18 protein-coding genes are annotated in these 25195 nt (G+C 71.5%); 5 read left to right on the top strand and 13 right to left on the bottom strand.

What is annotated here, in order from left to right; genetic code table 11:
• Positions 1-60: 60 nt before the first annotated feature.
• From HNQ79_RS03415 to HNQ79_RS03405, 3 genes are read right to left on the bottom strand one after another with little or no spacing between them, the layout of a single operon-like run.
• A complete protein-coding gene (locus HNQ79_RS03415; RefSeq protein WP_185026727.1) occupies positions 61-969 on the bottom strand; it encodes an ADP-ribosylglycohydrolase family protein in 909 nt (302 codons plus the stop codon).
• Between the two features lie 11 nt (positions 970-980).
• Positions 981-1661 (bottom strand): histidine phosphatase family protein, encoded by a 681-nt coding sequence (locus HNQ79_RS03410; protein ID WP_185026726.1) that lies wholly within the window; start codon positions 1659-1661, stop codon positions 981-983.
• Positions 1662-1694: 33 nt separating this feature from the next.
• Positions 1695-3311, bottom strand: a complete 1617-nt coding sequence (locus tag HNQ79_RS03405) for an ABC-F family ATP-binding cassette domain-containing protein (protein ID WP_185026724.1) — start codon at positions 3309-3311, stop codon at positions 1695-1697.
• An 87-nt stretch (positions 3312-3398) separates the two neighbouring features.
• Between HNQ79_RS03405 and HNQ79_RS03400 the strand changes: the two genes are divergently transcribed.
• A complete protein-coding gene (locus HNQ79_RS03400; protein WP_185026722.1) occupies positions 3399-4040 on the top strand; it encodes a TetR/AcrR family transcriptional regulator in 642 nt (213 codons plus the stop codon).
• Between the two features lie 18 nt (positions 4041-4058).
• On the opposite strand, the gene HNQ79_RS03395 is transcribed toward HNQ79_RS03400, so the two are convergent.
• Positions 4059-4664 carry a YdbC family protein gene (locus HNQ79_RS03395; protein ID WP_185026720.1) on the bottom strand — a complete coding sequence of 202 codons (606 nt, stop codon included), beginning with the start codon at positions 4662-4664 and terminating at the stop codon, positions 4059-4061.
• 149 nt (positions 4665-4813) lie between these two features.
• Between HNQ79_RS03395 and HNQ79_RS03390 the strand changes: the two genes are divergently transcribed.
• The gene (locus tag HNQ79_RS03390; RefSeq protein ID WP_185027581.1) at positions 4814-5377 is read left to right on the top strand and encodes a TerD family protein; all 564 of its coding nucleotides are present in this window, start codon (positions 4814-4816) and stop codon (positions 5375-5377) included.
• A gap of 180 nt (positions 5378-5557) precedes the next feature.
• On the opposite strand, the gene HNQ79_RS03385 is transcribed toward HNQ79_RS03390, so the two are convergent.
• Both HNQ79_RS03385 and nrdR read right to left on the bottom strand, forming a co-directional pair.
• Positions 5558-8449, bottom strand: a complete 2892-nt coding sequence (locus tag HNQ79_RS03385) for a vitamin B12-dependent ribonucleotide reductase (protein ID WP_185026718.1) — start codon at positions 8447-8449, stop codon at positions 5558-5560.
• 171 nt (positions 8450-8620) lie between these two features.
• The gene (nrdR, locus tag HNQ79_RS03380) at positions 8621-9133 is read right to left on the bottom strand and encodes a transcriptional regulator NrdR (RefSeq protein ID WP_185026716.1); all 513 of its coding nucleotides are present in this window, start codon (positions 9131-9133) and stop codon (positions 8621-8623) included.
• Between the two features lie 576 nt (positions 9134-9709).
• Between nrdR and lexA the strand changes: the two genes are divergently transcribed.
• Entirely contained in the window at positions 9710-10495 is a 786-nt protein-coding gene (gene lexA / locus HNQ79_RS03375) for a transcriptional repressor LexA (protein ID WP_185026713.1), read from the top strand.
• A 59-nt stretch (positions 10496-10554) separates the two neighbouring features.
• On the opposite strand, the gene HNQ79_RS03370 is transcribed toward lexA, so the two are convergent.
• The 5 genes from HNQ79_RS03370 to HNQ79_RS03350 all read right to left on the bottom strand — a co-directional run bounded on the left by HNQ79_RS03370 (position 10555) and on the right by HNQ79_RS03350 (position 18912).
• Complete coding sequence (locus tag HNQ79_RS03370) at positions 10555-12537, bottom strand: ATP-dependent DNA helicase (protein WP_185026711.1); 1983 nt, start codon at positions 12535-12537, stop codon at positions 10555-10557.
• A gap of 38 nt (positions 12538-12575) precedes the next feature.
• Positions 12576-14408, bottom strand: a complete 1833-nt coding sequence (locus HNQ79_RS03365; protein WP_185027579.1) for an IucA/IucC family protein — start codon at positions 14406-14408, stop codon at positions 12576-12578.
• A 112-nt stretch (positions 14409-14520) separates the two neighbouring features.
• Positions 14521-15354, bottom strand: a complete 834-nt coding sequence (locus HNQ79_RS03360; protein WP_185026709.1) for a GNAT family N-acetyltransferase — start codon at positions 15352-15354, stop codon at positions 14521-14523.
• Between the two features lie 66 nt (positions 15355-15420).
• Positions 15421-17370: an IucA/IucC family protein gene (locus tag HNQ79_RS03355; RefSeq protein ID WP_229923217.1), complete on the bottom strand. Its 1950-nt coding sequence runs from the start codon at positions 17368-17370 to the stop codon at positions 15421-15423.
• A gap of 42 nt (positions 17371-17412) precedes the next feature.
• Complete coding sequence (locus HNQ79_RS03350; RefSeq protein ID WP_185026708.1) at positions 17413-18912, bottom strand: diaminobutyrate--2-oxoglutarate transaminase family protein; 1500 nt, start codon at positions 18910-18912, stop codon at positions 17413-17415.
• A 321-nt stretch (positions 18913-19233) separates the two neighbouring features.
• Between HNQ79_RS03350 and HNQ79_RS03345 the strand changes: the two genes are divergently transcribed.
• Both HNQ79_RS03345 and HNQ79_RS03340 read left to right on the top strand, forming a co-directional pair.
• Positions 19234-20448 carry a trypsin-like serine peptidase gene (locus tag HNQ79_RS03345; protein ID WP_185026706.1) on the top strand — a complete coding sequence of 405 codons (1215 nt, stop codon included), beginning with the start codon at positions 19234-19236 and terminating at the stop codon, positions 20446-20448.
• A 110-nt stretch (positions 20449-20558) separates the two neighbouring features.
• Positions 20559-21758, top strand: coding sequence for a trypsin-like serine peptidase (locus HNQ79_RS03340; protein ID WP_185026704.1), 1200 nt, complete (start codon positions 20559-20561; stop codon positions 21756-21758).
• Positions 21759-21909: 151 nt separating this feature from the next.
• On the opposite strand, the gene hflX is transcribed toward HNQ79_RS03340, so the two are convergent.
• Positions 21910-23388, bottom strand: coding sequence for a GTPase HflX (gene hflX / locus HNQ79_RS03335; RefSeq protein ID WP_185026702.1), 1479 nt, complete (start codon positions 23386-23388; stop codon positions 21910-21912).
• Between the two features lie 260 nt (positions 23389-23648).
• Complete coding sequence (locus HNQ79_RS03330) at positions 23649-25121, bottom strand: M1 family metallopeptidase (protein ID WP_185026700.1); 1473 nt, start codon at positions 25119-25121, stop codon at positions 23649-23651.
• Positions 25122-25195 lie beyond the last annotated feature (74 nt).

The raw sequence follows: 25195 nt of genomic DNA, 5'->3' as shown, positions 1-25195 counted from the left end.
AAAGGACGCGCGCCGTCGCCCGGCCGCGCAGCCGGTCCGGCCGTCGTACAGGGAGGGGATTCACGCCTGCCCGGCCCGTACCCACCCCGGCAGCGTCTCGGTCCGCTCCAGCCACTCCTTCGGCGGGCTCCCCGCCCCGGCGCCCGCCAGCACTCCTCCGACGATGGCGCAGTTCGTGTCGACGTCGCCACCGACCTGCGCGGTCGCCCAGAAGGCCCGCTCGAAGTCGCCGAGGGAGCGAGCCGCCGACCAGAGCGCGAACGGCACGGTGTCGTGGGCGCTGGTGCGCCGCCCGCAGCCCAGCACGGCGGCGACCGTGGCGGGATCGTCGTAGTCGAGCATGCCCCGTGCCCGGCGCAGCCCGGCGGCGACAGCGCTGCGCGGGACCAGCGCGATGACGCCGTCCAGCAGCCCCTCGGGGGTCGGCGGGCCCGCCGGGTCGGCGGCCAGGGCGGCGGCGGCCGCCACGGCCATCGCGCCCATCACGGCTTCGCGGTGCTGGTGGGTGACGTACGCGGAGATCTCGGCCTGGTGGGTGGCCTGTTCCGGGTCGTCCGCGTACCAGGCGCCGAGCGGTGCGATCCGCATGGCGGCGCCGTTGCCCCAGGAACCGCGGCCGTCGAACAGGGCTGCGGCCAGTTCCCGCCAGTCGCCGCCCTCCCTGATCAGCCGGAGCATGCGGTTGACGGCCGGGCCGTAACCGCGGTCGAAGTCGTGATGGTCGGCGAAGGAGCGCGCGAGCGCGTCCTGGTCGATCCGGTGGTGTGCGGCGAGGACGGCCAGCACGGAGGCGGCCATTTCGGTGTCGTCGGTCCACTGCCAGTCGCCGGGCGGCAGTGCGCGCTCCTTGAGGAGTGGGTAGTTGACGGGGACGAAGAACTGGGAGCCCAGGGCGTCTCCCACGGACAGCCCTCGGAGGCTGTCGAGTGCGCGCGCGAGGCGCGGGTCGGAAGCGGAGTCAGCGGTCATCGCTGTGCACTCTAACCGGTGCCCGCGGGGCTCCCCCCGGTCATTCCGTACGGTTCGGGGGCGCGCCAGCGCTCGAAGGGCCGGTCCAGGGTGTACCGCCCGTCCCGGCCCAGTTCCAGCACGCGCATCTCCGCGTTGCCCGGGTTGGACAGCGCCTCGAACTCGGCGACCGACCAGTGGAACCAGCGCATGCAGAACAGCCGCATCGTCAGCCCGTGCGTGATGATCAGGACGTTCTCGGGGTGGTCGTCGGCCTCGAAGCTCCGGTAGAGGCTCTCCAGGAAGGCGCCGACCCGGTCGTAGACGTCCGCCCCGGACTCGCCCTGTGCGAACCGGTAGAAGAAGTGGCCGTAGGCGTCCCGGTACGCCTTCTGGAGCCGTACGTCGTCGCGGTCCTGCCAGTTCCCCCAGTCCTGCTCACGCAGCCTCGGTTCCTCCCTGACCCGTACGCGCGCGGGGTCCAGGTCGAAGGCGCGGAAGGTCTCGTGGGTGCGCCGGTACGGGGAGACGTACGCGCTGATCCTCTCGTCGCCGAACAGTTCCCTCAGCCGCTTTCCGGCCTGCCGGGCCTGCTGCCAGCCGGTGTCGGTGAGTCTCAGCGCGTGGTCGGGTTCGCGCTCGTAGACGGTGTCGTCTGCGTTGCCCTCCGATTCGCCGTGCCGGACGAGGACGATGCGTCGCGGTCGTGCCATGCCGAAACCCTAGTTCGAACGGGGAGCGGGGGCTCAACCGGCCAGCCGTCCCGCCTCCATCCGGCGTATGTCGCCGGTGAAGCGGCGGCGCAGCAGCCGGTCGTGGGAGACCACCACCAGTGCTCCGGTCCACGCGGCGAGTGCCTGCTCCAGCTCCTCCACGAGGGCGAGCGCCAGGTGGTTGGCGGGCTCGTCCAGGAGAAGGAGGTCGGCGGGCCTGGCCAGCAGCCTGGCCAGCGCGAGCCGGCGCCGCTGCCCCGCCGAGAGGGAGCCGACGGACACGCGGAGGTCGCCGGGGCGGAAGAGGCCGTACGACAGCAGGAGTTCCGCCCGCTCGTCCTCGGTGAGCCGCAGCCCCCGTCCGAAGGCGGTCAGGACGTCCTCGGCGGGGCGGTGCACGGGTACCTCCTGGGCCAGGTAGCCGATGCGTCCCCGCCGGGTCACCGTCCCTTCGTCCGGCTCCGTGACGCCGGCCACGACCCGCAGCAACGTGGTCTTGCCCGCGCCGTTTCCGCCGTGGACGAGCAGTTTCTGCCCTGCGGCGACCGTGAGGCCGTCGACGGCGAGCCGGCCCGCGACCTTAACGCCGTGGAGCTCGACCAGGGCACCGGCGGTTGCCCCGGCCACCGGCCTGGCGTGGAAACGCATCGGCTCCGGGGGCCTGGGCACGGGCTCCTCGTCCAGTCGCCGCAGCCGCTCCTGCGCGTTGCGCACCCGGGAGGAGACCGAGGCCTGCACCCGGTTGCCGGCCCTGCCGTACGCCATTTTGTTGCGGTCCTTCATGGCGTGCCCCTGGCCGACGCCGTGCGCGGTGGTTCCGGCGAACGCCTCCAGTTGTGCGCGCTCCTCGCGCCACCGTGTGTACGCCTGTTCCCAGCGGACCCGGGCGGCGGCCTGCTCCGCGCGGAATCCGGCGTATCCGCCGCCGTAGCGCACGACCGTGCGCCGGTCGGCGTCGACTTCGAGCACCGAGGTGGCGATCCGCTCCAGGAACAGCCGGTCGTGGGAAACCGCGACGACCGTCCCGCGGTGGGCGAGCAGGGCGTCCTCCAGCCAGTCGAGCGCGGATTCGTCGAGGTGGTTGGTGGGCTCGTCCAGCAGCATCACCTCCGGGGCCGCCGCGAGGAGACAGGCGAGACCGAGCCTGGCCTGTTCACCGCCGGACAGGCTGCCCAGCTCCCGTTCCCGGCCGATGGCGGCCAGCCCGAGTCCGTGCAAAGCCTTGTCGACCCGGGCGTCCGCCTCGTACCCACCGCGCAGCTCGAACGCCGTGAGGAGGTCACCGTATTCGGCGAGCGTCGCCTCGTCGGCGGAGCCGAGCTCTGTTTCGAGGGTGCGCAACCGCGCTTCCACGGAACGAAGTTCGGCGAGTGCGGCGTCCACCGCGTCGCCCACCGTGCGGTCAGGGGGAAGTTGCGGGGTCTGCGCGAGCAGCCCGGCTCCACGGGCCGCGACCGTCACGACCTCGCCCTCGTCGGGGACGTGGAGTCCGGCGAGGAGTCCGAGCAGGGTGGACTTTCCCGCGCCGTTCTCCCCGACGATGCCCAGCCTCTCGCCGGGGCGGACGGTCAGCGTGACGTCATCGAGCAGGAGCCGGTCACCGCGGGAGACGGTCACTCCGCGCAGCGAGAGCTGGGACCGGGCAGACAAGGGCGCCTCCAGGCAGACAAACGCAACTTGAGTCGCGTTACGATGAGCATGGCACGCGACCCACCCTTAACGCAACAGGAGTAGCAATTGACTGACAGTGGCACTCCAGAATCCGCACCGGTCGCCACCCACGGCACCCGCCGCCCCGGCGGACGCACCGCCCGCACCCGTGTCGCCGTCCGCGACGCCGTCCTCACCGGACTCACGGAGCACGGCTATCCGGGCCTGACCGTCGAGTACGTGGCCGAGCACTCCGGCGTGCACAAGACGACCCTCTACCGTCGCTGGGGCGGGCTCGAAGGCATGGTTGCCGACGCCCTGGACATGGCCTGTGAGGACGACTGGACCCCGCCCGACACCGGCAGTCTGGAGGGCGACCTGCGCGCCCTGGCCCGGCAGGTCGTCGACTCCTTCGCCGATCCCGCGCGGGCCGCGGCTCCCACCGCGTTCGTCGCCGCCGCACTCCAGTCGCCCCAGGCGGCCTCGGCCCTGCGCGACTTCTACACCGTGCGGTTCACCCGTTGCGAGGCCGTCGTCGCACGCGCCGTCACCCGCGGCGAGGCCGCGCCGGACATCGATGCGGGCGCGGTGGTCCGGGCGGTGTCCGCCCCGCTCTTCCTCCGCCTCTTCGTCACGCGTGAGCCGGTCGACGAGGCGGCGGCAGACCGCAGTGCCGCAGCCGTTCTGGCCGCCGTCAGGGCCGGGGTGTACTCCCTGGGCGCCGGCTGAACGGCTCACAGGCGCAGTTCACACCGTCCAGGACGGTTGCAGCTCCACGACGTCGCCCGCCAGTGCTGCCACGTCCGCCTCGGTCTGCGCCCGCAGCGCGAGTCGCTCGACCCGTTCCGCCCGGTACTTGCCGTGCTCGGCGGCCGACTGCCACATGGACAGCACGAGGAACTCGTTGCCGGGGGCCTCGCCGAACAGCCCCCGCAGCATCCCCGGCGAGCCCGCCATCGCCGGGTTCCAGACCTTCTCCTGCATCAGCGCGAAGTGTTCGACACGGTCCTCACGCACCTTGCAGTGCGCGACACGCACCACGTCGGCGTCCGTGAAGCGCGGCTCGAAGCCCGTCTTGATGTCGAAGCGGTAGTCGAAAAGCTTGACCTGGGCGTTCTTGAACGTGCCCACCTGGGCAGCCGCGAGCCGGTCGTGCGAGCGCGCCATGAAGGAGTCGTAGAAGGCGCGGCTCTCCCAGAAGGCGAAGACATGGGCCACTCCGTCCCGCCCCCTGCTCCAGCCGCCGCTCTGGCCCCGGAATCCGGGTTCGCCGAGCTGCCCCGCCCACTTCCGCTGCCCCCGCTCGAAGCCTCGGCGGTCCACGACGGTGCAACGAATCCACTTGACCAGCACCGCGCCATCGTACGGCCAGATGGGTGGCCCCGGTCACCCCGCGAGGGGACGCACGGGCTCCCGCGCCGAGGCCGTCGGCGGGCACCAACGGCCGCCGTACGCGCGGGAATCCATGAACCGCTTGTCCCGCCCTGTGCTCCCCTGTGAGGATCAACGCACAAAGGAAGCGGAGGAAAGCCAAGTTGAGCAGCTTCAACAAGGGGATCGCCAAGGTCGTGGTCACCCTGAAATGGGACCCGAGCCCGTTCGGCACAGCCGCCAGCGACCTCGACATCGTCGCCGCGACCTACGGGGCGGACGACCCGTACGGCAGCCCGGTGTACCTGGTGCACTTCGGCAGCCGCTCCCCGGACGGCACCATCACCCTCAACCGGGACAGCAAGACCGGACAGGGCTTCGGCACCGACGAGCAGATGACGCTCGAACTCGACCGGCTGGCCGACCGGTACGGGCGCGTCGTGCTCGGTGTGGCGATCCAACAGCGGGACGGGAGAAAGGAATTCGGCGACATACAGAGCGCTGACCTGCGGATCCTCGAAGGCTATACCGAACTCGCACGGCACGACTTCGCCTCGGTGTCCCACGCGACCGCCGCGACGGTCGCCGAATTCGTCCGCGACGCGGCCGGCAGCTGGGGCCTGCGCGAACTGCTGCGCGGATTCGACGCCGACCCGGAGGAGTTCGCCCGGCTGATGGGCGGACAACATTCCTGACGCCCGGCAGCCCCGCCGCACACCGGTCCCGTCCCACGGCACGCCCCGGCACTCGGCACCGTCCTGACGTACGGCACAGCGCCGACGTACACGGCACCGTCCTGACGTACGGCGAAGGGCGGCGATCCCTTCCGGGTCCGCCGCCCTTCGTGTCACGCCCTCATCGGGGCGTCAGCCGGCTCAGCTGCAACCGCTGGTCGAGCCGCAGCCCTCGCAGATGTAACAGCTGCCCGCGCGCTGCATCTTGGTGCCGCAGGAGAAGCAGAGCGGGGCGTCGGCGTTGATGCCCAGCTGCATCTCGACCAGCTCGGCCGAGGTGTGCGGTGCCTGCTTCGGGGCCGGAGCGGCGGCCTCCGGCTTCGGCGCGGCCACCGCCTTCACCGTCTCCGTGAGCGGCGCGGACTGGGACATGCCCTCCACGTCCAGCTCGTCCTCCTCCAGCGACGGCTCGTACGAACCGGTGTCGAGGTGGCGCTGACGCTCCTCGGCCGAGTGGATGCCGAGCGCGGAGCGCGTCTCGAAGGGCAGGAAGTCCAGCGCCAGGCGGCGGAAGATGTAGTCGACGATCGACTGCGCCATCCGCACGTCCGGGTCGTCCGTCATGCCGGCCGGCTCGAAGCGCATATTGACGAACTTCGAGACGTAGGTCTCCAGCGGCACGCCGTACTGGAGGCCCACGGAGACCGCGATGGAGAAGGCGTCCATCATGCCCGCGAGGGTCGAGCCCTGCTTGGACATCTTGAGGAAGACCTCACCGAGACCGTCGTCCGGGTAGGAGTTGGCGGTCATGTAGCCCTCGGCGCCACCCACCGTGAAGGAGGTGGTGATCCCCGGGCGGCCCTTCGGCAGGCGCTTGCGGACCGGGCGGTACTCGATGACCTTCTCGACGGCGCTGCGGATGGTGTCCTCGGCCTTGGCCGTGACGGCCTCCTTCTCCTTCTTCTTGGCGGAGAGGGGCTGGCCGACCTTGCAGTTGTCGCGGTAGATCGCGAGCGCCTTGACGCCCAGCTTCCAGGCCTCGAAGTAGACCTCCTCGACGTCCTCGACGGTCGCCGTCTCCGGCAGGTTGACCGTCTTGGACAGGGCGCCGGAGATCCACGGCTGGATGGCCGCCATCATGCGGACGTGGCCCATCGCGGAGATGGAACGCTCGCCCATCGCGCAGTCGAAGACCTCGTAGTGCTCGGTCTTCAGGCCGGGCGCGTCGATCACGTTGCCGTTCTCGGCGATGTGGGCGACGATCGCCTCGATCTGCTCCTCCTGGTAGCCCAGGCGGCGCAGGGCCTGCGGGACGGTGCCGTTGACGATCTGCATCGAGCCGCCGCCGACGAGCTTCTTGAACTTGACCAGCGCGAGGTCGGGCTCAAGGCCGGTGGTGTCGCAGGACATCGCGAGACCGATGGTGCCGGTGGGCGCGATGACCGAGGCCTGCGCGTTGCGGAAGCCGTTCTTCGCGCCGAGGCGCAGGACGTCCTGCCAGGCCTCCGTCGCGGCGGCCCAGATCGGGTTGTCCAGGTCGTCGACGTGGATCGCGGCGGCGTTGGCGTCGGCGTGCTGCTTCATGACGCGCTGGTGCGGCTCGGCGTTGCGGGCGTAGCCGTCGTACGGGCCGACGACCGAGGCCAGCTCGGCGCTGCGCTTGTACGAGGTGCCCGTCATCAGCGAGGTGATCGCGCCGGCGAGGGCGCGGCCGCCGTCGGAGTCGTACGCGTGGCCGGTCGCCATGAGAAGCGCGCCCAGGTTGGCGTAGCCGATGCCCAGCTGGCGGAAGGCGCGGGTGTTCTCACCGATCTTCTCGGTGGGGAAGTCCGCGAAGCAGATGGAGATGTCCATCGCGGTGATGACCAGCTCGACGACCTTGGCGAAGCGCTCGGACTCGAAGGACTGGTTGCCCAGGCCGTCGTCCTTGAGGAACTTCATGAGGTTGAGCGAGGCGAGGTTGCACGAGGTGTTGTCCAGGTGCATGTACTCGCTGCACGGGTTCGAGCCGTTGATCCGGCCGGACTCCGGGCAGGTGTGCCACTTGTTGATGGTGTCGTCGTACTGGATGCCCGGGTCGGCGCAGGCCCAGGCCGCCTCGGCCATCTTGCGGAAGAGGGACTTCGCCTCGACCTCTTCGATGACGTCGCCGGTCATGCGGGCGCGCAGGCCGAACTTGCCGCCGGCCTCGACGGCCTTCATGAACTCGTCGTTCACGCGTACGGAGTTGTTGGCGTTCTGGTACTGGACGGACGTGATGTCGTCACCGCCCAGGTCCATGTCGAAGCCCGCGTCGCGCAGGGCGCGGATCTTCTCCTCCTCCTTCACCTTGGTCTCGATGAAGTTCTCGATGTCGGGGTGGTCGACGTCGAGGATGACCATCTTGGCCGCGCGGCGGGTGGCGCCGCCGGACTTGATGGTTCCGGCGGAGGCGTCGGCACCGCGCATGAAGGAGACCGGGCCGGAGGCGTTGCCGCCGGAGGACAGCAGCTCCTTGGAGGAGCGGATGCGGGAGAGGTTCAGGCCGGCACCGGAGCCGCCCTTGAAGATCATTCCCTCTTCCTTGTACCAGTCGAGGATCGACTCCATGGAGTCGTCGACGGCCAGGATGAAGCACGCGGAGACCTGCTGCGGCTGCGGGGTGCCCACGTTGAACCAGACGGGGCTGTTGAAGCTGAAGATCTGGTGCAGGAGGGCGTAGGCCAGCTCGTGCTCGAAGATCTCGGCGTCCGCCGGGGAGGCAAAGTAGCCGTAGTCCTCGCCGGCCTTGCGGTAGGTCTTCACGATCCGGTCGATGAGCTGCCTGAGACCGGTCTCGCGCTGCGGGGTGCCGACCGCGCCGCGGAAGTACTTGCTGGTGACGATGTTGACCGCGTTCACCGACCAGAAGTCGGGGAACTCGACGCCACGCTGCTCGAAGTTGATCGAGCCGTCGCGCCAGTTGGTCATGACGACGTCACGATGCTCCCAGACCACCTCGTCGTACGGGTGCACGCCAGGAGTGGTGTGGATGCGCTCGATACGCAGACCCTTGCTGCCCTTGGCTCCCTTGCTGCGGGAACCTCGTGCCGGGCCGCTCGTCGTCTCGGTCATGCCGCCTCCCATATCGGGCTAAAACGCCCAGAAGTGCCCAGTTCTTCCCAGGGCACGTTGTGTGTCTGATGTCCCGGCAGTCGCGCACAGCGCGTCATCCGTGACAGGTCTTGGTGTGCCGCCGGCCGTCGTACCCGGCAGCCGATCGGCAGGAGGGCCGATCCGGCCGTGCTACTCGGTGGCCGCGGCAGGCACGGGCACCCCGGGGGGTGCACCGGGCCCGCGTCCCTGGGCATGCGGCCGCTCGTCACGGAGTTCCGTGACGGCGGCCTCGAAGTCCTCCAGCGAGTCGAACGCCCGGTAGACGGACGCGAACCGCAGGTACGCCACGAGGTCCAGCTCCTGGAGCGGTCCGAGGATGGCCAGACCCACGTCGTGGGTGGTCAGCTCGGCACTGCCGGTGGCGCGCACCGCCTCCTCGACCCGCTGGCCGAGCTTGGCGAGGGCGTCCTCGGTGACCGGGCGGCCCTGGCACGCCTTGCGGACGCCGGAGATCACCTTCGTACGGCTGAAGGGCTCGGTGACCCCGCTGCGCTTGATCACCATCAGTGAGGCCGTCTCCACCGTCGTGAAACGACGGGAACAGTCGGGGCACTGACGGCGCCTGCGGATCGACGTCCCGTCGTCCGTGGTGCGGCTGTCGACCACTCGGCTGTCGGGGTGCCTGCAGAAGGGGCAGTGCATGGTTCCAAGGCCTCCTTCGCGACACGACTGAAGAGCTCCGGCGGGCCGCGGAACGGGCCTTCGAAGCGGTACCCAGCATAAACGATGTCCGGGCTCCGCCAGACCGCGAACCACAACTTGTGGGTAGCTACGGAGATTCAACCACTAGATCTGGGGTTCACCGGACTTCCGGCCCTACGCGCGTGTCGCGGCGAACCAGGACGCGCGACGCGTCCGGGAGGGGTCTGCGGGGGTCGCCCACGAGGGTACGGGACGCGGCGGACGGTTCTGCCTTCCGGTGCCCCGGACGGCCCAGCGGAAACCGTGGCGACGGGCGCGGCGCGAGCCCGCCGGGAGCCCTCGCACGACCCCCGGGCGCTTCGAGCGTCTTTCGACCCGACGAAGGAGGCTACCGTAATGAACCGAATTGCCGTTCGGGGGTATCGCGGGAAAACACCGCCGACGCCGCGCCTATACACCCATCCGTACGAATAGTGCAGGCATTCCGCAGTTTTTCACTCGAACGTGTGTTTGGCGCAACCTTTCGAAAGCTACTACCGTTGTCCGGTCAGGGAGACCATTCGAGAGGGGCCGACCATGACGACCACCGCAGACAGTGCCACGATCGCCGCCCAGGACCGCTCCCAGGGCCGACTTGAGCCGGTGCATGCCATGAACGACGCAGCCACGAACCCCGACGGCGGCAAGCCCACACGCTCGCTGCCCGGCCGACCTCCCGGGATCCGGGCGGACAGCTCCGGTCTCACGGACCGGCAGCGGCGGGTCATCGAGGTCATCAGGGACTCCGTGCAGCGGCGGGGATATCCGCCGTCCATGCGCGAGATCGGTCAGGCGGTGGGCCTGTCGAGCACGTCCTCCGTGGCCCATCAGCTGATGGCGCTCGAACGGAAGGGCTTCCTGCGCCGGGACCCGCACCGCCCCCGGGCGTACGAGGTGCGCGGCTCCGACCAGCCGAGCACGCAGACCACCGACACGACCGGCAAGCCCGCCGCTTCGTACGTTCCGCTGGTGGGCCGGATCGCGGCCGGCGGGCCGATCCTCGCCGAGGAGTCCGTCGAGGACGTCTTCCCGCTCCCCCGGCAGCTGGTGGGCGACGGCGAACTGTTCGTCCTCAAGGTGGTCGGCGACTCGATGGTGGAGGCCGCGATCTGTGACGGCGACTGGGTGACGGTGCGCCGCCAGCCGGTCGCGGAGAACGGCGACATCGTGGCCGCGATGCTGGACGGCGAGGCCACGGTCAAGCGGTTCAAGCGCGAGGACAACCACATCTGGCTGCTGCCGCACAACGCCGCCTACCAGCCGATCCCCGGCGACGAAGCGACCATCCTCGGCAAGGTCGTCGCGGTGCTGCGCCGGGTCTGACGCCTCGGTCGACCGTACGGGGGCCCCGGAACCGCGCAGGTTCCGGGGCCCCCGTACGGTCACTTCTCCTCGGTCAAGGCCGCGGCGTCGATCGCGGCGAGCGAGCGGCGCACCTGGTTGCGGTCCACGGTGTACCAGAAGTCGGGCATGGAAGCCTTCAGGTAGCTTCCGTAGCGCGCGGTGGCCAGGCGCTGGTCCAGGACGGCGACCACTCCCTTGTCGCCCGTGGCACGGACGAGACGGCCCGCGCCCTGGGCCATCAGCAGCGCGGCGTGCGTCGCGGCGACCGCCATGAAGCCATTGCCGCCGTTCTCCTCGACCGCCTTCTGCCGGGCGCTCATCAGCGGGTCGTCCGGGCGCGGGAACGGGATCTTGTCCATGACGACGAGCTGACAGCTCGCTCCCGGTACGTCGACGCCCTGCCACAGCGAGAGCGTGCCGAAGAGGCAGGTCTGCGGGTCCGCGGCGAAGTTCTTGATCAGCTCGCCGAGGGTGTCCTCGCCCTGGAGCAGGATCGGCATGTCGAGCCGGTCGCGCAGGGCTTCCGCTGCGGTCTGGGCGGCCTTCATCGAGGAGAAGAGGCCGAGCGTACGCCCTCCGGCGGCCTCGATCAGCTCGGCCAGCTCGTCGAGCATGTCCTCGCGCCCGGCGTCGCGGGTGGGGCGTGCCAGGTGCTTGGCGACGTACAGGATGCCCTGCTTGGGGTAGTCGAAGGGGGAGCCGACGTCCAGGCCCTTCCACACCGGCAGGTCCTCGCCCTGCTGCCCCTCGGGGGCAAGGCCCAGCGAGGCGGCGACGCCGTTGAAGTCCCCGCCGAGTTTGAGGGTGGCCGAGGTCAGGACGACGGAGCGCTCGGTGAAGAGCTTCTCGCGCAGCAGACCGGACACGGAGAGCGGGGCGACGCGCAGGGACGCCGTTCCGTAGCGTTCGTTGCGCTCGAACCAGACGACGTCCCATTCGGAGCCGTTGGCGATGCGCTCGGCGACGCCGTGAATGTTCTCGATCATCGCGAGGGCCTGCTTGCGGACGGCGTCCTCGTCGGTGACGGACTTGTCCCGGGTCGAGCCGAGGGCGGACACGACGGTGCGGGAGGCGTCGCGGAGAGCCATCAGTGCGTACCCGAGGTCTTCCGGGATCTCTTCCAGACGGCCGGGCAGGGAGAGCTCCATCACCCGCTCGAAGCTGTCCGAGGCGGTCTGCAGCGCGTCCGCGGCCTTCTCGTTGACGATCTTCGCGGCGCGGCGGACCGCCCGGTTGACCTGGCTGGGGGTGAGTTCGCCGGTGGCGACTCCGGTGACCCGGGAGACCAGCTCGTGCGCCTCGTCGACGATCAGCACCTCGTGCGAGGGGAGCACCGGGGCGCCCTCGATGGCGTCGATGGCGAGCAGTGCGTGGTTGGTGACGACCACGTCGGCCAGCTTCGCCCTCTCGCGCGCCGCTTCCGCGAAGCACTCCGCGCCGTAGGCGCACTTGCTGGCGCCCAGGCACTCGCGCGAGGAGACGGAGGCCTGCGCCCAGGCCTTGTCGGAGACACCGGGGGTGAGGTCGTCGCGGTCGCCCGTCCCGGTCTCGTCGGCCCAGTCGCGCATCCGCAGCAGGTCCTTGCCGAGCTTGCTGCTGGGCGCGTTGGCGTCGAACTGCTCCATGGGGTTGAAGAGGCCGTCCTCCTCGTCCTGCGGGGCGCCCTCGTGGAGCCGGTGCAGACAGAGGTAGTTGGAGCGGCCCTTGAGCATGGCGAACTGCGGGGTGCGGCGCAGCAGCGGCTTCAGCGCCTCGACCGTGCGCGGCAGATCGCGCTCCACGAGCTGGCGCTGGAGGGCCAGGGTCGCGGTGGCGACCACGACGCGCTCGCCGTGGGCGAGGGCCGGCACCAGATAGCCGAGGGACTTTCCGGTGCCGGTGCCCGCTTGGACGAGCAGGTGGGAGTTGTCGTCGACCGCTTCGGCGACGGCCTCGGCCATGGTGACCTGGCCTGGCCGTTCCACGCCGCCGACTGCGGCGACGGCGGCGTGGAGGAGCTCGGGGAGTGAGGGCTTCGTCATAGCCCGACCACCCTACGGTGCACCACTGACAACGGCCGTCACGGCCGGTGCAGCGGGTTGGGGACGGTGCCGTGCACGGCGGCGTGCGGCCGGTCGGGGCGGTCGCGGTACCCGTCGGAGTGCAACCGGTTGCGGTTGAGGCAGAGGCGCTCCAGCCGGGGGGCCAGCAGGTCGAACATCTCGAAGCGGTCCCGCAGTTCCGGGAAGCGCGCCTGGTACCGGAGGATCTCCGCGCGTACCAGCGACCAGAACGTGCTCTCGGGTACACCCAGTTGGGACTCGCAGAGCGGGGCGAGGTAGCGGAACACGCCGATGAAGAGCCCGGACTGGATGAACTGGGGGAGGAAGGAGGCGGGCTCGGTGAGCAGGACGCGGCGCACGTCCTCGGGCATGGCCGCGCGTTCCGGCAGGGGTTCGGCGCTGACGTTGACGTCGTCGACGAAGTCCTTGATGGCGAGCCTGACCGGCACGTCGTGTGCGTCGTAGACCACGATGGCGTTCTCGCCGTGCGGGGAGAACACGGTGCCGTAGCGGTAGAGGAAGTGCAGCAGGGGCGGCAGCAGCGCTGCGAAGAGGCGGCGGAGCCAGCCCGCCGGATCCAGGCCGGAGCGGGCGACCAGTTCGGCGGTGAGGGCCCTGCCGTGCGGGTCGGTGTGCAGCAGGGCGGCCAGGGTGCGGGCGCGTTCGCCGGGGTCCAGGCGGCGGTCCAGGGGTTCGCGCCAGATCGCGCCGAGGAGTTCGCGGTACTGGTAGGGGACTTCGGGGAGGTGGTCGTAGACGGGGTGTTCGACCGCCACGGAGGCGACCTCGCCGAGCAGCACGACGCGGCACTCCTCCTTGAGGTACGGGTCGGCCTCGTACAGCCCCTGCACCCAGGCGGTGACGGCGGGCGCGGCGACGGTGCGCTCGGTGGGCAGGCCGCGCCAGACGAGGGTGTTCAGAACGGACAGCGGCAGCTTGACCGTGTACCGGTCGGGCCGGCTGACGTTGAGGAAGGTGCGGATGGACTGCTGCGGCAGCCGCAGGTCGCCGTCGGTGGGCAGGGGGACGATCTCGCCGCGTGCGACGGCGGGTGCGAAGAGCGGCAGGATCGCCTCGTCCCACTGCCAGGGGTGCACGGGCAGGTAGAGGTACGAGGCCGGGTCGAGCCCTCGGTCGCGGAGTGCGGAGTCGTAGCACGCGCGCGTGGCGGCGTCGAGTTCGCCGGCGTACAACTGCCCGGGGTCGGCGAGGGCGGGGACGCCCCGGTAGCGGGCGAGGGCGGTGCTGACGGCGATCCACGGGAGGCGCCCGGGGGTGCGCGCTTCGGGGGCCCAGACGGTGGCGTCCCGGGCGGAGAATCCGATGCGGCCCTTGTTGGGGACGAGCCAGGGGTGCCCGGTCTGGTGGCCTTCGAGTTCGGCGTAGCCGAGGTCGGCGAGGCGGGCCGCGGGGAGGGCGGTGTGGTCGAGTCGTGCGTCGGCGGCCAGAGTCGCGGTGAGTTCGCGGACGAGGTGGCCGAGGGTGGCGCCGTCGAGGTCGAGGAGCCGCCGGGCGAGGACCAGGAACCGCACGGGGTCGTGGAACGGTCGGCGGCCGCCGGCCTCGTCGCGGATCTCGACGGTGTCCGGGGCAATCTGCCAGCTTCCGTAGGAACCGCGGCGGGCGCGGAAGGACAGTATCTCGCCGTTGTCGAGGCCAACGGTGTGAAGGAGGCCTTCCGGGGTGGCCGGGGCGTCCGTGCGCGTCGGCTCGATCAGCTCCTCGTACGCGAACTCGCCGAGGGTCTTGGCGAGCAGGCGGCGGCTCGCGCGGTCCCAGGCCGCGGCGGTGAGTTCCGGCGGAACGGCCGCGGCCGGCGCGAAGCCGAGCCGGTCGGGCGCGGGGGTTATGGCCTGCGCGGGGACGGTCGTGGAGGTGGGGGCCGGCTTCGGCACGGTGACTCCTCGGGGCGGGACCGATGCGGAACGAGCGGTGTTCTGGGAGCAGCAGGTCGTACGGAGGTCAGGCGGCGCGGGGGCGGTGCACGCGGTCGCGCATCATGAGTGCGGCCCGTTTGCCGGGGAGGTCCACCTCGGCGCAGAGGCGGAACCCCGCCCTGAGGAAGGCGGACACGGACGGGGTGTTGCGCAGGTCCGGCTCGGCGACGACTCGCGCGCAGGACGGCCGGTGATCGAGGACGAGGTCGCAGACGGCGCGCAGGAGCAGGGTGCCCAGGCCGCGGCCCCGGTCGGCGGCGCTGCCGATCAGGAGGTGGATGCCGGTGTCGTGCGGGCGGGCCGGGTAGTGGCGGGCCAGCGGGTCGAGGTCGGCCCGGTAGATCTCCCAGTAGCTCATGGCAGTGCCGTCGAGGACACCGAGGCACGGGACGCTGCGCCCGTCGCCGTCGAGTTGGCCGCGCAGGTGGGCGGCGGTGATCTCCTCGGGGCCCGCGAGTTCCCAGAAGGCGGCGACGGCCGGGTCGTTCATCCACCCGCTGACGAGGGGCAGGTCGTGCTCGGGACGCACGGGGACGAGGCGGAAGGTCCCGGCCGGGGTCGGGGCGGGCGGCCAGTGGGCGACGAAGTCGAGGAGGTCCGCTCCGGCCGGGGCGTTCTCCCACGTCGGGCGGGGCCGGTCTTTTTCGGCGGTTCCGTTTCCGGTCCCGCTTCCCGTTCCTTCTCCGGTTCCGGTTCCGTCCGCGGTTCCGGTCGCTGCTCCGCTGCCGCCTCCGAAGAGGGCGACGAACTCGTCGGGCAGCCGCAACTCAAGGGTTTCCTCGTTGTCCGAGGGCGCGAAGGGGGCCGTGGCGACCCCCGTGTCGGCTCCTGGGGCGGTGTTCGCATCGGTGGGAGGCACGGCGGGCGCTCTCCTCTCGGCAGGGACGGATGGGGCGACAGGGGTGGGGCTTCGGCAGGGAGGGGGTCAGCAGGGGCGGAGGGGGTTGGCGATGGTGACGTAGACGGACTGGGTGTCGACCGGGCCGACCAGCTCGTCCAGGCCGTGCAGGCGGGTCAGCAGGTTGGCCTTGCAGCGCAGCGTCGGCGCTTCCAGGAGCTGGGCGGGCAGGGCCGATCCGAGGCCGGTCGCCTTGCCGAGGAACTGGCGCAGTGCGGCGAGCAGTACGCGTTCGTCGGCGAGACGCTGTGCGCCGAACGCCCCGATCAGGCCGAGGACGTTGTTGATGCCGAGGTAGTAGGCGAAACGCTCGTCCGTGACGTCGTCGGCGACGAAGGTGTCGCTGTGGGTGCCGATGCCGGGCAGACGCGCTTCGAGGGCTTCGCGGCGGGACTCGCGGAAGTAGTAGCCCTGGTTGTCGCGGTAGCGGCCGCCGACGGGCCAGCCGTCGCCGTCGAGCAGCACCAGGGTGTTCTGCTGGTGCGCCTCCAGGGCGACGCCGGCCTGCCCGTCGAGCCAGAGCACCGGTCGTACGACCTGGTCGAGGTAGCGCAGGAACCACTCGGCGGACACGGCTCCGGCGGGCCTTCCGGTTCGGGCGGCGAGGTGTCCCACCAGGTCGGCGAGCCGGGAGTGCATGCCGCTGCGGCCCGGCCAGGGGCGGGGCGCGGTGAGTCCGGCGATGCAGACGGCGTCGTCGTCGGGGCCGAAGGGGTTGTGCCGCAGCACGGCGTCCAGGCCGGGCACGGGTGCGCCGTCGGTGTCGTCGACGGCGATCCAGGCCGGGTCGCGGACGATGTCGAACCCGGGGTGGGCGGCGTGCCATTCCTCGGCGAGCCCGCCGCGCAGCAGGCGTTGCACCTCGACGCCCCGGTGGAGTTCCTTGCGGAGGTTCTCGCGGCGAGAGTTGGTGATGCGTACGCCCAGCGAGAGCTTGAGCATCGCTGCGGCCCCCGGCCGGTGCACCGTGCGCACCGAAGAGGTGGGGAACCAGTGGTCTCCGTAGGGGCCGAGGTCGTGCAGCAGCCCGTCGTCGAGGAGTGCGGCGACGGCCGGCCGCAGGGCGAGCTCGCGGGCCTGCCAGGGGTGGAGGGGCAGCGGCGCCGTGCCTTCGGGAAGCCGGAGGTCCGCGGCCAGGCGGGAGACGATCTGTTCGGCCGTGACCGTGCGACCGCGCTCGGTCCAGGCGGACTCCTGGACCAGCACGGACCGGTCGACGGCCATCCAGTGCAGCGGGAAGGACCCCCGCAGCTCGGGTGAGTAGCGGTGTGCTTCCGCTTCCGAGAGGCCTTCGCGGCTCTTCGGGGTGGGGTGCGTGGGGTGGCCGAGCAGCAGGGACTGCTCGGCGGTGAGGAAGAGGTCGGCGCCGTCGGCGGGCCCGGGGTCGCGCCGGCGTGCGGCGATGAACCCGGCGGTGCGGCGCACCGAGTCGGCGACCCGGCCGACCAGGTCGGCGCCCTCGCCGCGGACGGCACCGCCGCCGTCGGCCTCCCTGCCCAGCAGGGACGCCAGGGTGACCGCGTCGACCGGCGGGGCGTCCCGGGGTCCGCTCTCCAGTACGGCCGGGCCGAACCGGTGCCAGCCGCAGGGGGACCAGTACCGGACGGGTACGAGCAGCGCGGTCCCGCTGTTGCCGAGCGGGAGCCGCAGGGTGCGCCCGGCCGGGCGGGGGAGGTCGTTCTCCCGCACCCAGCAGCGCAGCAGGTTCTCGACGGTGGCCGCGTCCGCCGCGGCCTGCGGGTCGGGGTCGTCCAGGGGGTCCGGCCCGGTGCGGTCCCGGCCGGCTTCCGGACTGTGCTGTTCCCCGCACGCCTTGGACTTCTGCCCGGGCACCGTCACCGGTTCGGCGACGGCGTCCGGGTGGGTCGTCGCCTCGTTCGTCCCGGCGGCCGCCCCGGCCCGGGGGCCGACGGGGTGGACGGCGGGGTCGTCCGCGGCACTGTCCTCAAAGGTGTCGGGTGCGGGTGTGGGGTTCACGGGGGCTTCCTTGTGAGGTTGTCGTTCCGGTGCCGACCGGCTTCAGCACGTCGTCCCGGCCGGTTCCTGGCTGTACGTGTCCAGGGGGGCGCGGGTCCGGCCCGCGCGGTACGGCGAGCGTTCGGCTGCCGCCAGCGCGTCGGCGAGCCGGTCCAGGACGGCCTCCGCCTGTTCGTCGGTGAGGGTGAGCGGGGGCAGCAGCCGTACGACGGCGGAATGCCGTCCGCCGACCTCGACGATCAGTCCGCGGCGCAGGCATTCCTGCTGCACGGCGGCCGCGAGTGCGGGGGAAGCGGGCGCGGCGGGCACGGGGCCGGGGGTGCGGGGCTCGGCGGTGGCGGGCGCGGGCACGTGTCCCGGGTTGCCCTCCCGGTCGACCAGTTCCACGCCCAGCATGAGGCCCCGCCCCCGTACGTCGCCGATGACCGGATGCGCGGCGGCCAGCTGGCGCAGCCGGCCGAGCATGCGTGCCCCGAGCATCCGGGCCCGGTCCGCGAGCGCGTTCTCCCGTACGAACGCGAGGGTGGCGGCGCCGGCGGCCATCGCGAGCTGGTTGCCCCGGAAGGTCCCCGCGTGCGCGCCCGGCTGCCAGGCGTCCAGTTCCGCGCGGTAGACGATCACGGCCAGCGGGAGGCTGCCGCCGATGGCCTTGGACATGACCATGACGTCGGGCACGATCCCGCTGTGTTCGACCGCCCAGAACGTGCCCGTGCGGCCGACCCCCGTCTGCACCTCGTCGACGATCAGCGGAATCGACCGGTCCGCGGTGATCTCGCGCATCCGCCGCAGCCAGCTGTCGGGGGCGGGAATCACCCCGCCCTCCCCCTGCACCGGTTCGAGGATCATCCCCGCGGGTCGCGGCACTCCGCCCTTGGGATCGTCCAGCAGGTTGGCCGTCCACCGGGCGGACAGCTCGGCGCCGTGTTCACCGCCGGTTCCGAAGGGGCAGCGGTAGTCGTACGGGTAGGGCAGCCGCGTCACCCCTACGTCCGGGGCGCCGCCCGAGGCCTCCAGCGCTCCGGCGGTCATCCCGTGGTACGCGCCGGTGAACGCGAGCAGGCCGCTGCGCCCGGTGGCCGTGCGCACCAGCTTCAACGCCGCTTCGACGGCGTCCGTCCCGGCCGGTCCGCAGAACTGCACCCGCGCGTCGTCGGCGAGGCCGCGCGGGAGCGTCGCGAACAGTTCCGTGGTGAAGGCGTCCTTCACCGGCGTCGCGAGGTCCAGGACGTGCAGGGGCGCGCCGGAGTCGATGACCTTCTTGATCGCTTCGAGGACCACCGGGTGGTTGTGCCCGAGCGCGAGCGTCCCGGCGCCCGACAAGCAGTCGAGATAGCGCCGGCCGTCCGCTCCCTCGATCGTCAGACCACGGGCCCGCACGGGGACGATGGGCAGCGACCGTGCGTACGTCCTGGCGGCGGACTCGCGCAGCGACTGCCGTCGCAGGATCCCCTCGTGGGCCACGGTCGGCCGGTCGGCGGCCGGCCCGTCGGCAGGCGGCCGGTCGGCGGGTTCCGCCGCCTGGGCAGGTTCGGTCACGGCCACGACTGCTGGTCCTCCCCCTGGTGCATGTGCGTACGGAGGGCGCGGCCCCGCGGAGCCGTACGCCGTCCCGGTGTTCCTCGTACGTACCAACGACAGTGCCCCCGATGGATCACGGGCAAATCGGAAGATCCTTCCGGCGCCGGAACCGCGGCCCTGCCGTTGGCCGTCCCCCAGGGCACCGGCATAGTGGGGGCCGCACATCCGCCGTGGGGTCCCGCACCGCACCGGCCGCACACGCACCATCGGTTCCGCCCGCTCCACCTGTCCCTGTTGCCGCAACTGCCTGACTTGTCACGTTCGAAGTCCCAGGGGGATCAAGACATGCGACCCATACGCCCGGCCCGCCCCGCACCCCGTGGGAGGAGCGCCCGTCGCAGGAGCGCGCCCCTGCTGTCCGCCGTCGGTCTCGTCGCCGCGCTCGCCCTGACGGCGACCGCCTGCGGACCCACCGAGGACGGTGCCGCCGGTACGCCGACGAACGCGGCCACGGGCCCGGCGGGCGGTTCCGCCGACGGCAAGATCACGATTCCGGACGATCTGAAGGACCGGCTCAAGGAGCACGGGATCGACCTGGACAAGTGGAAGGGCGGCGAGTGGAAGAACTGGAACAAGGACGACTGGCTGCGCGAGGCCGAGGACTTCGTCAACCCGATCATCGCGGGCCTGTGGGACCCGGACCGCATGAAGGACGCGGAGAAGCCGCCCAAACAGCCCGTCGCCAATGACATCTCGGGCGACGCGGGCGTCACCGACCCGGTGCCCGCCCGTCTCCCCGCGCGGGCGGCGAAGTCCCCGTACCACTCCACCGCTCCCGAGGCCGGACGGCTCCTCTTCGACTCCCCCGAGGGTTCGATGGCCTGTTCCGCCACGGTCGTCAAGGATCCGCAGCACCCGGGCAAGTCCAACCTGGTGTGGACGGCCGGCCACTGTGTGCACGCGGGTGCCAAGGGCGGCTGGTTCCGCAACATCGCCTTCGTCCCGTCGTACAACGACCAGGCGAAGCCGGTCTCCAAGACGACCCCGCGCGAGCAGGTCGCCCCGTACGGGGTGTGGTGGGCCAAGGCGGCGCTCACGTCCGACCAGTGGATCGCCCAGGGCGGGCCGACCGGCGGGGCGGGGGCTCCGTACGACTTCGCGGTACTGAGCGTCACGCCGGAGACCGCCGGCGGCAAGTCGCTGGAGGAGACCGTGGGTTCGGCCCTTCCGGTCGAGTTCAACGCACCGGCGGTACCGCAGATCGTCAGCATGCAGGCCACCGGCTATCCGGCGGCTCCGCCCTTCGACGGCGAGCGCATGTTCCAGTGCGCGGACAAGCCGGGACGGCTCGCCATCAAGCCCGCGCAGCCCACCATGTACCGGGTCGGCTGCACCATGACCGCCGGTTCGTCCGGCGGCGGCTGGGTGGCTCAGGGCGCGGACGGCAGGCCCGCCCTCGTCTCCAACACCTCGATCGGTCCGGTCTCGGCCGGCTGGCTGGCCGGGCCGCGGCTGGGCACCGAGGCGAAGGCCATCTACGACAAGGCCGGCAAGAAGTAGCAGCGGCGCGCAGGGCCTCCGGAGCGCACGGCCCCGGAGGCCCTGCCGTGTTCCGCGCCGCACTCACATCTGACACGCTCATGACACATCGGCATCCAGGGGGAGATCCCATGCGCTCCATACGTCCGCCACGTCCGCTGCCCGCCGCCGTCGGCCTCGCCACGGCCCTCGCGCTCGCCGTCACGGCCTGCGGCCCCACCGAGGACAAGGCCGCCGACAAACCGTCTGCGCCCGCGTCCGCCACGCCGACGCCCGCCGCGGACAAGGGCAGCGGAGACCTCGCACTTCCCAGGGACCTCGCCGACAAACTCAGGAAGCACGGCGTCGACCCGGAGAAGTGGCGCGACGGCGAGTGGAAGAACTGGGACCGGGACAAGTGGCTGCGCCAGGCCCAGGACTTCGTCAACCCGGTCATCGAGGGCCTCTGGAGCCCGGAGCGGATGCGGACCGCCCAGGACCCCGCGAAGACGATGACGGCCAGTGACGTGTCCGGCGGCCAGAACGTCTCCGACCCGGTGCCGCGCCCGGTGCGGGCCGTGCGCGAGAAGACTCCGTACACCAGGCACGGTGCCCCGGTCGGGAAGCTCTTCTTCGACTCCCCCAAAGGCCCCATGGTCTGCTCCGGCACCGTCATCAAGGACGTCAACAACCCGGGGCGGTCCAACCTCGTGTGGACCGCCGGACACTGCGTGCACGCCGGCGGCGCGGGCGGCTGGTTCCGCAACCTGGTTTTCGCCCCCGCGTACAACAACAACGGCAGGTCCCCGGCCGCCCTGCGCAACGCCCCGGCCCGGGAGCACTACCCGTACGGCGTGTACTGGGCCGACTGGGCGGCGACCTCCGGCGAGTGGATCCGCAACGGCGGCCCGACCGGGGGCACCGGCGCGGCGCACGACTACGCGGTGCTGCACGTGAAGCCCGAGCGCGGCGGCAAGTCCCTGGAGGAGACGGTCGGTACCGCGATCCCGGTGAACTTCGGCGCCCCCGACACCCGTCGGATCGGCGCGATGGGCGCCTGGGGGTACCCGGCGGCTCCCCCGTACGACGGCGTGATCATGCACAAGTGCGTCGACCGGCCGGGCCGCTTCTCGGTCGGCCCGAACACGCTCCCCATGCACCGCATCGGCTGCTCCATGACCGGTGGGTCCTCGGGCGGCGGGTGGTTCACCAACAAGCCCGGCGGCGGTCTCGCGCTGGTCTCCAACACCTCCATCGGCCCCGTCACGCACGGCTGGCTGGCCGGACCGCGGCTCGGCGCGGGCGCACAGCAGATCTACACGGCGACGAGCAAGAAGTTCAGCCGCCGCTGACGTGCCCCGGCCGCGCCCCCGGATGACGGCACGCCGCGCGGCTGCCGTTCCGCCGCGGCAAAGCCGAAGGCCCGTACCCCCGTCGTGGAGGTACGGGCCTTCGGCCGTACCGGGCCGCGAGCGGCACCGACGCGGTCGCGCGGCGAACGCCTCAGTGCGCGACCGGGGCGAACGTCTCGAACTCCGCGGCCAGTTCCGCGTGCACCCGCGCCTTGAGCAGGGTGCCCTCCTCGGTGTGCTCCTCGGAGATCACCTCGCCCTCGGCGTGCGCCCGCGAGACCAGGGCGCCCTGGATGTACGGCACGAGCGCCTCGATCTCGACCGAGGGACGCGGCAGTTCGCGGTCGATGAGCTCCAGGAGCTCGTCGATGCCCTGGCCCGACCGGGCCGAGACCGCGATGGCGTGCTTCTCGATGCGCAGCAGCCGCTGGAGGACGACCGGGTCGGCCGCGTCCGCCTTGTTGATCACGACGATCTCCGGCACGTCGAGTGCACCGACGTCACGGATCACCTCGCGCACGGCGGCCAGCTGCTCCTCCGGCGCCGGGTGCGAGCCGTCCACCACATGCAGGATGAGGTCGGAGTCGCCGACCTCCTCCATGGTGGAGCGGAACGCCTCGACGATGTGGTGCGGCAGGTGCCGGACGAATCCGACGGTGTCCGCCAGCGTGTAGAGCCGCCCGCTGGGCGTCTCGGCACGTCGCACGGTCGGGTCGAGGGTGGCGAACAGTGCGTTCTCCACCAGCACGCCCGCGCCGGTGAGGCGGTTGAGCAGCGAGGACTTGCCCGCGTTGGTGTACCCGGCGATGGCGACCGAAGGCACCTTGTTGCGCCGGCGTTCCTGGCGCTTGAGGTCGCGGCCGGTCTTCATCTCCGCGATCTCCCGGCGCATCTTGGCCATCTTCTCGCGGATCCGGCGCCGGTCGGTCTCGATCTTGGTCTCACCGGGACCACGGGTGGCCATGCCGCCACCGCCGCCGCCACCCATCTGACGGGACAGCGACTGACCCCAGCCGCGCAGTCGCGGCAGCATGTACTGCATCTGCGCGAGGGCGACCTGCGCCTTGCCCTCCCGGGACTTGGCGTGCTGGGCGAAGATGTCGAGGATCAGCGCGGTCCGGTCGACCACCTTGACCTTGACGACGTCTTCGAGGTGGATGAGCTGGCCGGGACTGAGCTCACCGTCACAGACCACGGTGTCGGCGCCGGTCTCCAGGACGATGTCCCGCAGTTCCATGGCCTTGCCGGAGCCGATGTACGTCGCGGGGTCCGGCTTGTCGCGCCGCTGGACGACGCCGTCGAGCACCAGGGCTCCGGCCGTCTCCGCGAGGGCGGCGAGCTCCGCGAGGGAGTTGTCCGCGTCCTGGGCGGTCCCCGAGGTCCACACACCGACCAGCACGACGCGCTCCAGGCGCAGCTGCCGGTACTCGACTTCGGTGACGTCCTCGAGTTCGGTGGAGAGACCCGCGACGCGACGCAGTGCGGCCCGCTCGGAACGGTCGAGCTGCTCGCCGTCCCGCTCTCCGTCGATCTCGTGGCTCCAGGCGACGTCCTCTTCCATCAGGGCATCGGCCCGCAGGCTGTCTGTGATGTTGTCGTTCGTGGAAGGGGAAGAAGTGGAGGGAGTCATTGGATCCTTACGTCGTGGTGAGGTGGAGGTCGGGAGGCCCGGGTCCCCGTGCCCGTACGGGAGGGGTCCGGAAACTTCCGTCGACAGTCACAACGCGTGACGGTTGCGGATGATTCCCGGAGGAACTCGAAAACTTTTCCGCCCCCGGCCGTGCCGTCGACCCGATGATGGTCGCACGGCACGGCCCGGTCGTCACACGGGTTTACCGGCTCCCGAACCGCTCCCGGGACGGCTCCGCGCCGGACGTGCACCGCGCGGTCTCAGCCCTTCCCGGCGCTCGCGACCGCCGCGCTGCGCCACTCCGGGCGGCCGGGCATCGGCGGCGTCTTCTTCGCGTACAGCCATTGCTGGAAGAAGCCGGAGAGGTCGCGTCCTGACACGTCGGAGGCCAGCTTCACGAAGTCCTCCGTGGCGGCAACCGAGTCACGGTGCTCGCTCACCCAGCGCCGCTCGACCTCCTCGAAGGCCGCCGCACCGATCTCCTGGCGCAGTGCGTACAGCACCAGGGCACTGCCGTCGTACACCACCGGACGGAAGATGCTGATCTTGCGGCCGGGCTCGGCCTGCTTGGGGGCGGCCGGCGGCCCGCCCGCGCTGCGCCACGCGTCGGACCGGCTGTACGCGTCCTTCATGCGCCGCTCAAGGGGGCGATGCCCGTCCGCGTACAGCGCCTCGTACCAGGTGGCGTGGCCCTCGTTGAGCCACAGGTCGGACCAGGACCGGGGCGAGACGCTGTTGCCGAACCATTGGTGCGCCAGCTCGTGCACCATGATCGAGTCGACGTACCAGCGCGGGTAGCCGGTGTGGGTGAACAGGGACCGCTCGAAGAGCGAGAGCGTCTGGGTCTCCAGCGCGAAGCCGGTGCTGGCGTCCGCGACGAGCACTCCGTACGTCTCGAAGGGGTAGCGCCCGACGCGCTCCTCCATCCACCTGAGGTGCTCGGGGGTCTTCTTCAGCCACGGCTCCAGCACCTTCACGTCGGCCGCCGGGACCACGTCGCGCACCGGCAGACCGTGCGGGCCGGTGCGGTGCAGCACGGCGGACTTCCCGATCGACACCTGGGCGAGTTCGGTGGCCATGGGGTGGCGGGTGCGGTAGGTCCAGGTGGTGGTGTTCGCCGCGGCGCTGCGCCCCTTCGCCCGGCGGGGCGCGGCGGGCAGTCCGTTGGCGACGACCGTGCGGTCCTTGGGCGCGGTCACCCGGAAGGTGAAGTACGCCTTGTCGGACGGGTGGTCGTTGCAGGGGAAGACGCGGTGCGCGGCGTCGGCCTGGTTGGCCATGGCCAGGCCGTCACCGGTGCGCACCCAGCCGCCGTCGGCCGTGTTGCCGAGGGGGTTGCTGGTGTGTCTGACGGTGAGGTGAGCACGCCTGCCCTCCTGCACCTTCCGCGCGGGGGTGACGACCAGGTCCTCACCGGCGGTGGAGAAGGCCGCCGGCGCCCCGTTCACCTCGACCGACCGGACGGTGCCGTGCGCGAAGTCGAGGTTGAGGCGGTCCAGGTCGTCCGTGGCGCGCGCCTCGATCTTCGTCACTGCGTCCAGCGGCTTGCTGTTGTCGCCGCTGTAGGTGAGGGCGATGTCGTACGAGAGGACGTCGTAGCCGGGGTTGCCGAGGTACGGGAAGAGCGGGTCGCCGATGCCGAGGGGGGCGGGCGGCGGCAGGACGGCTCCGACGAGGGAGACGGAGGCGGCGGCCAGCAGGGCGGCACGCAGGCGCCGGGAGGTGAGCAGCATGGACCACCGCTATCAGCGCCGGCGCCCGGCGGTGGGGACGGCGCGCACCGGGCCACCCGAACGAGGGGCGTACG

The organism is Streptomyces candidus, assembly GCF_014207445.1.
Taxonomy (GTDB): Bacteria; Actinomycetota; Actinomycetes; order Streptomycetales; family Streptomycetaceae; genus Streptomyces; species Streptomyces candidus.
Note: the sequence above shows the minus strand (reverse complement) of the source record. Positions and strands in the feature narration are given on the sequence as shown.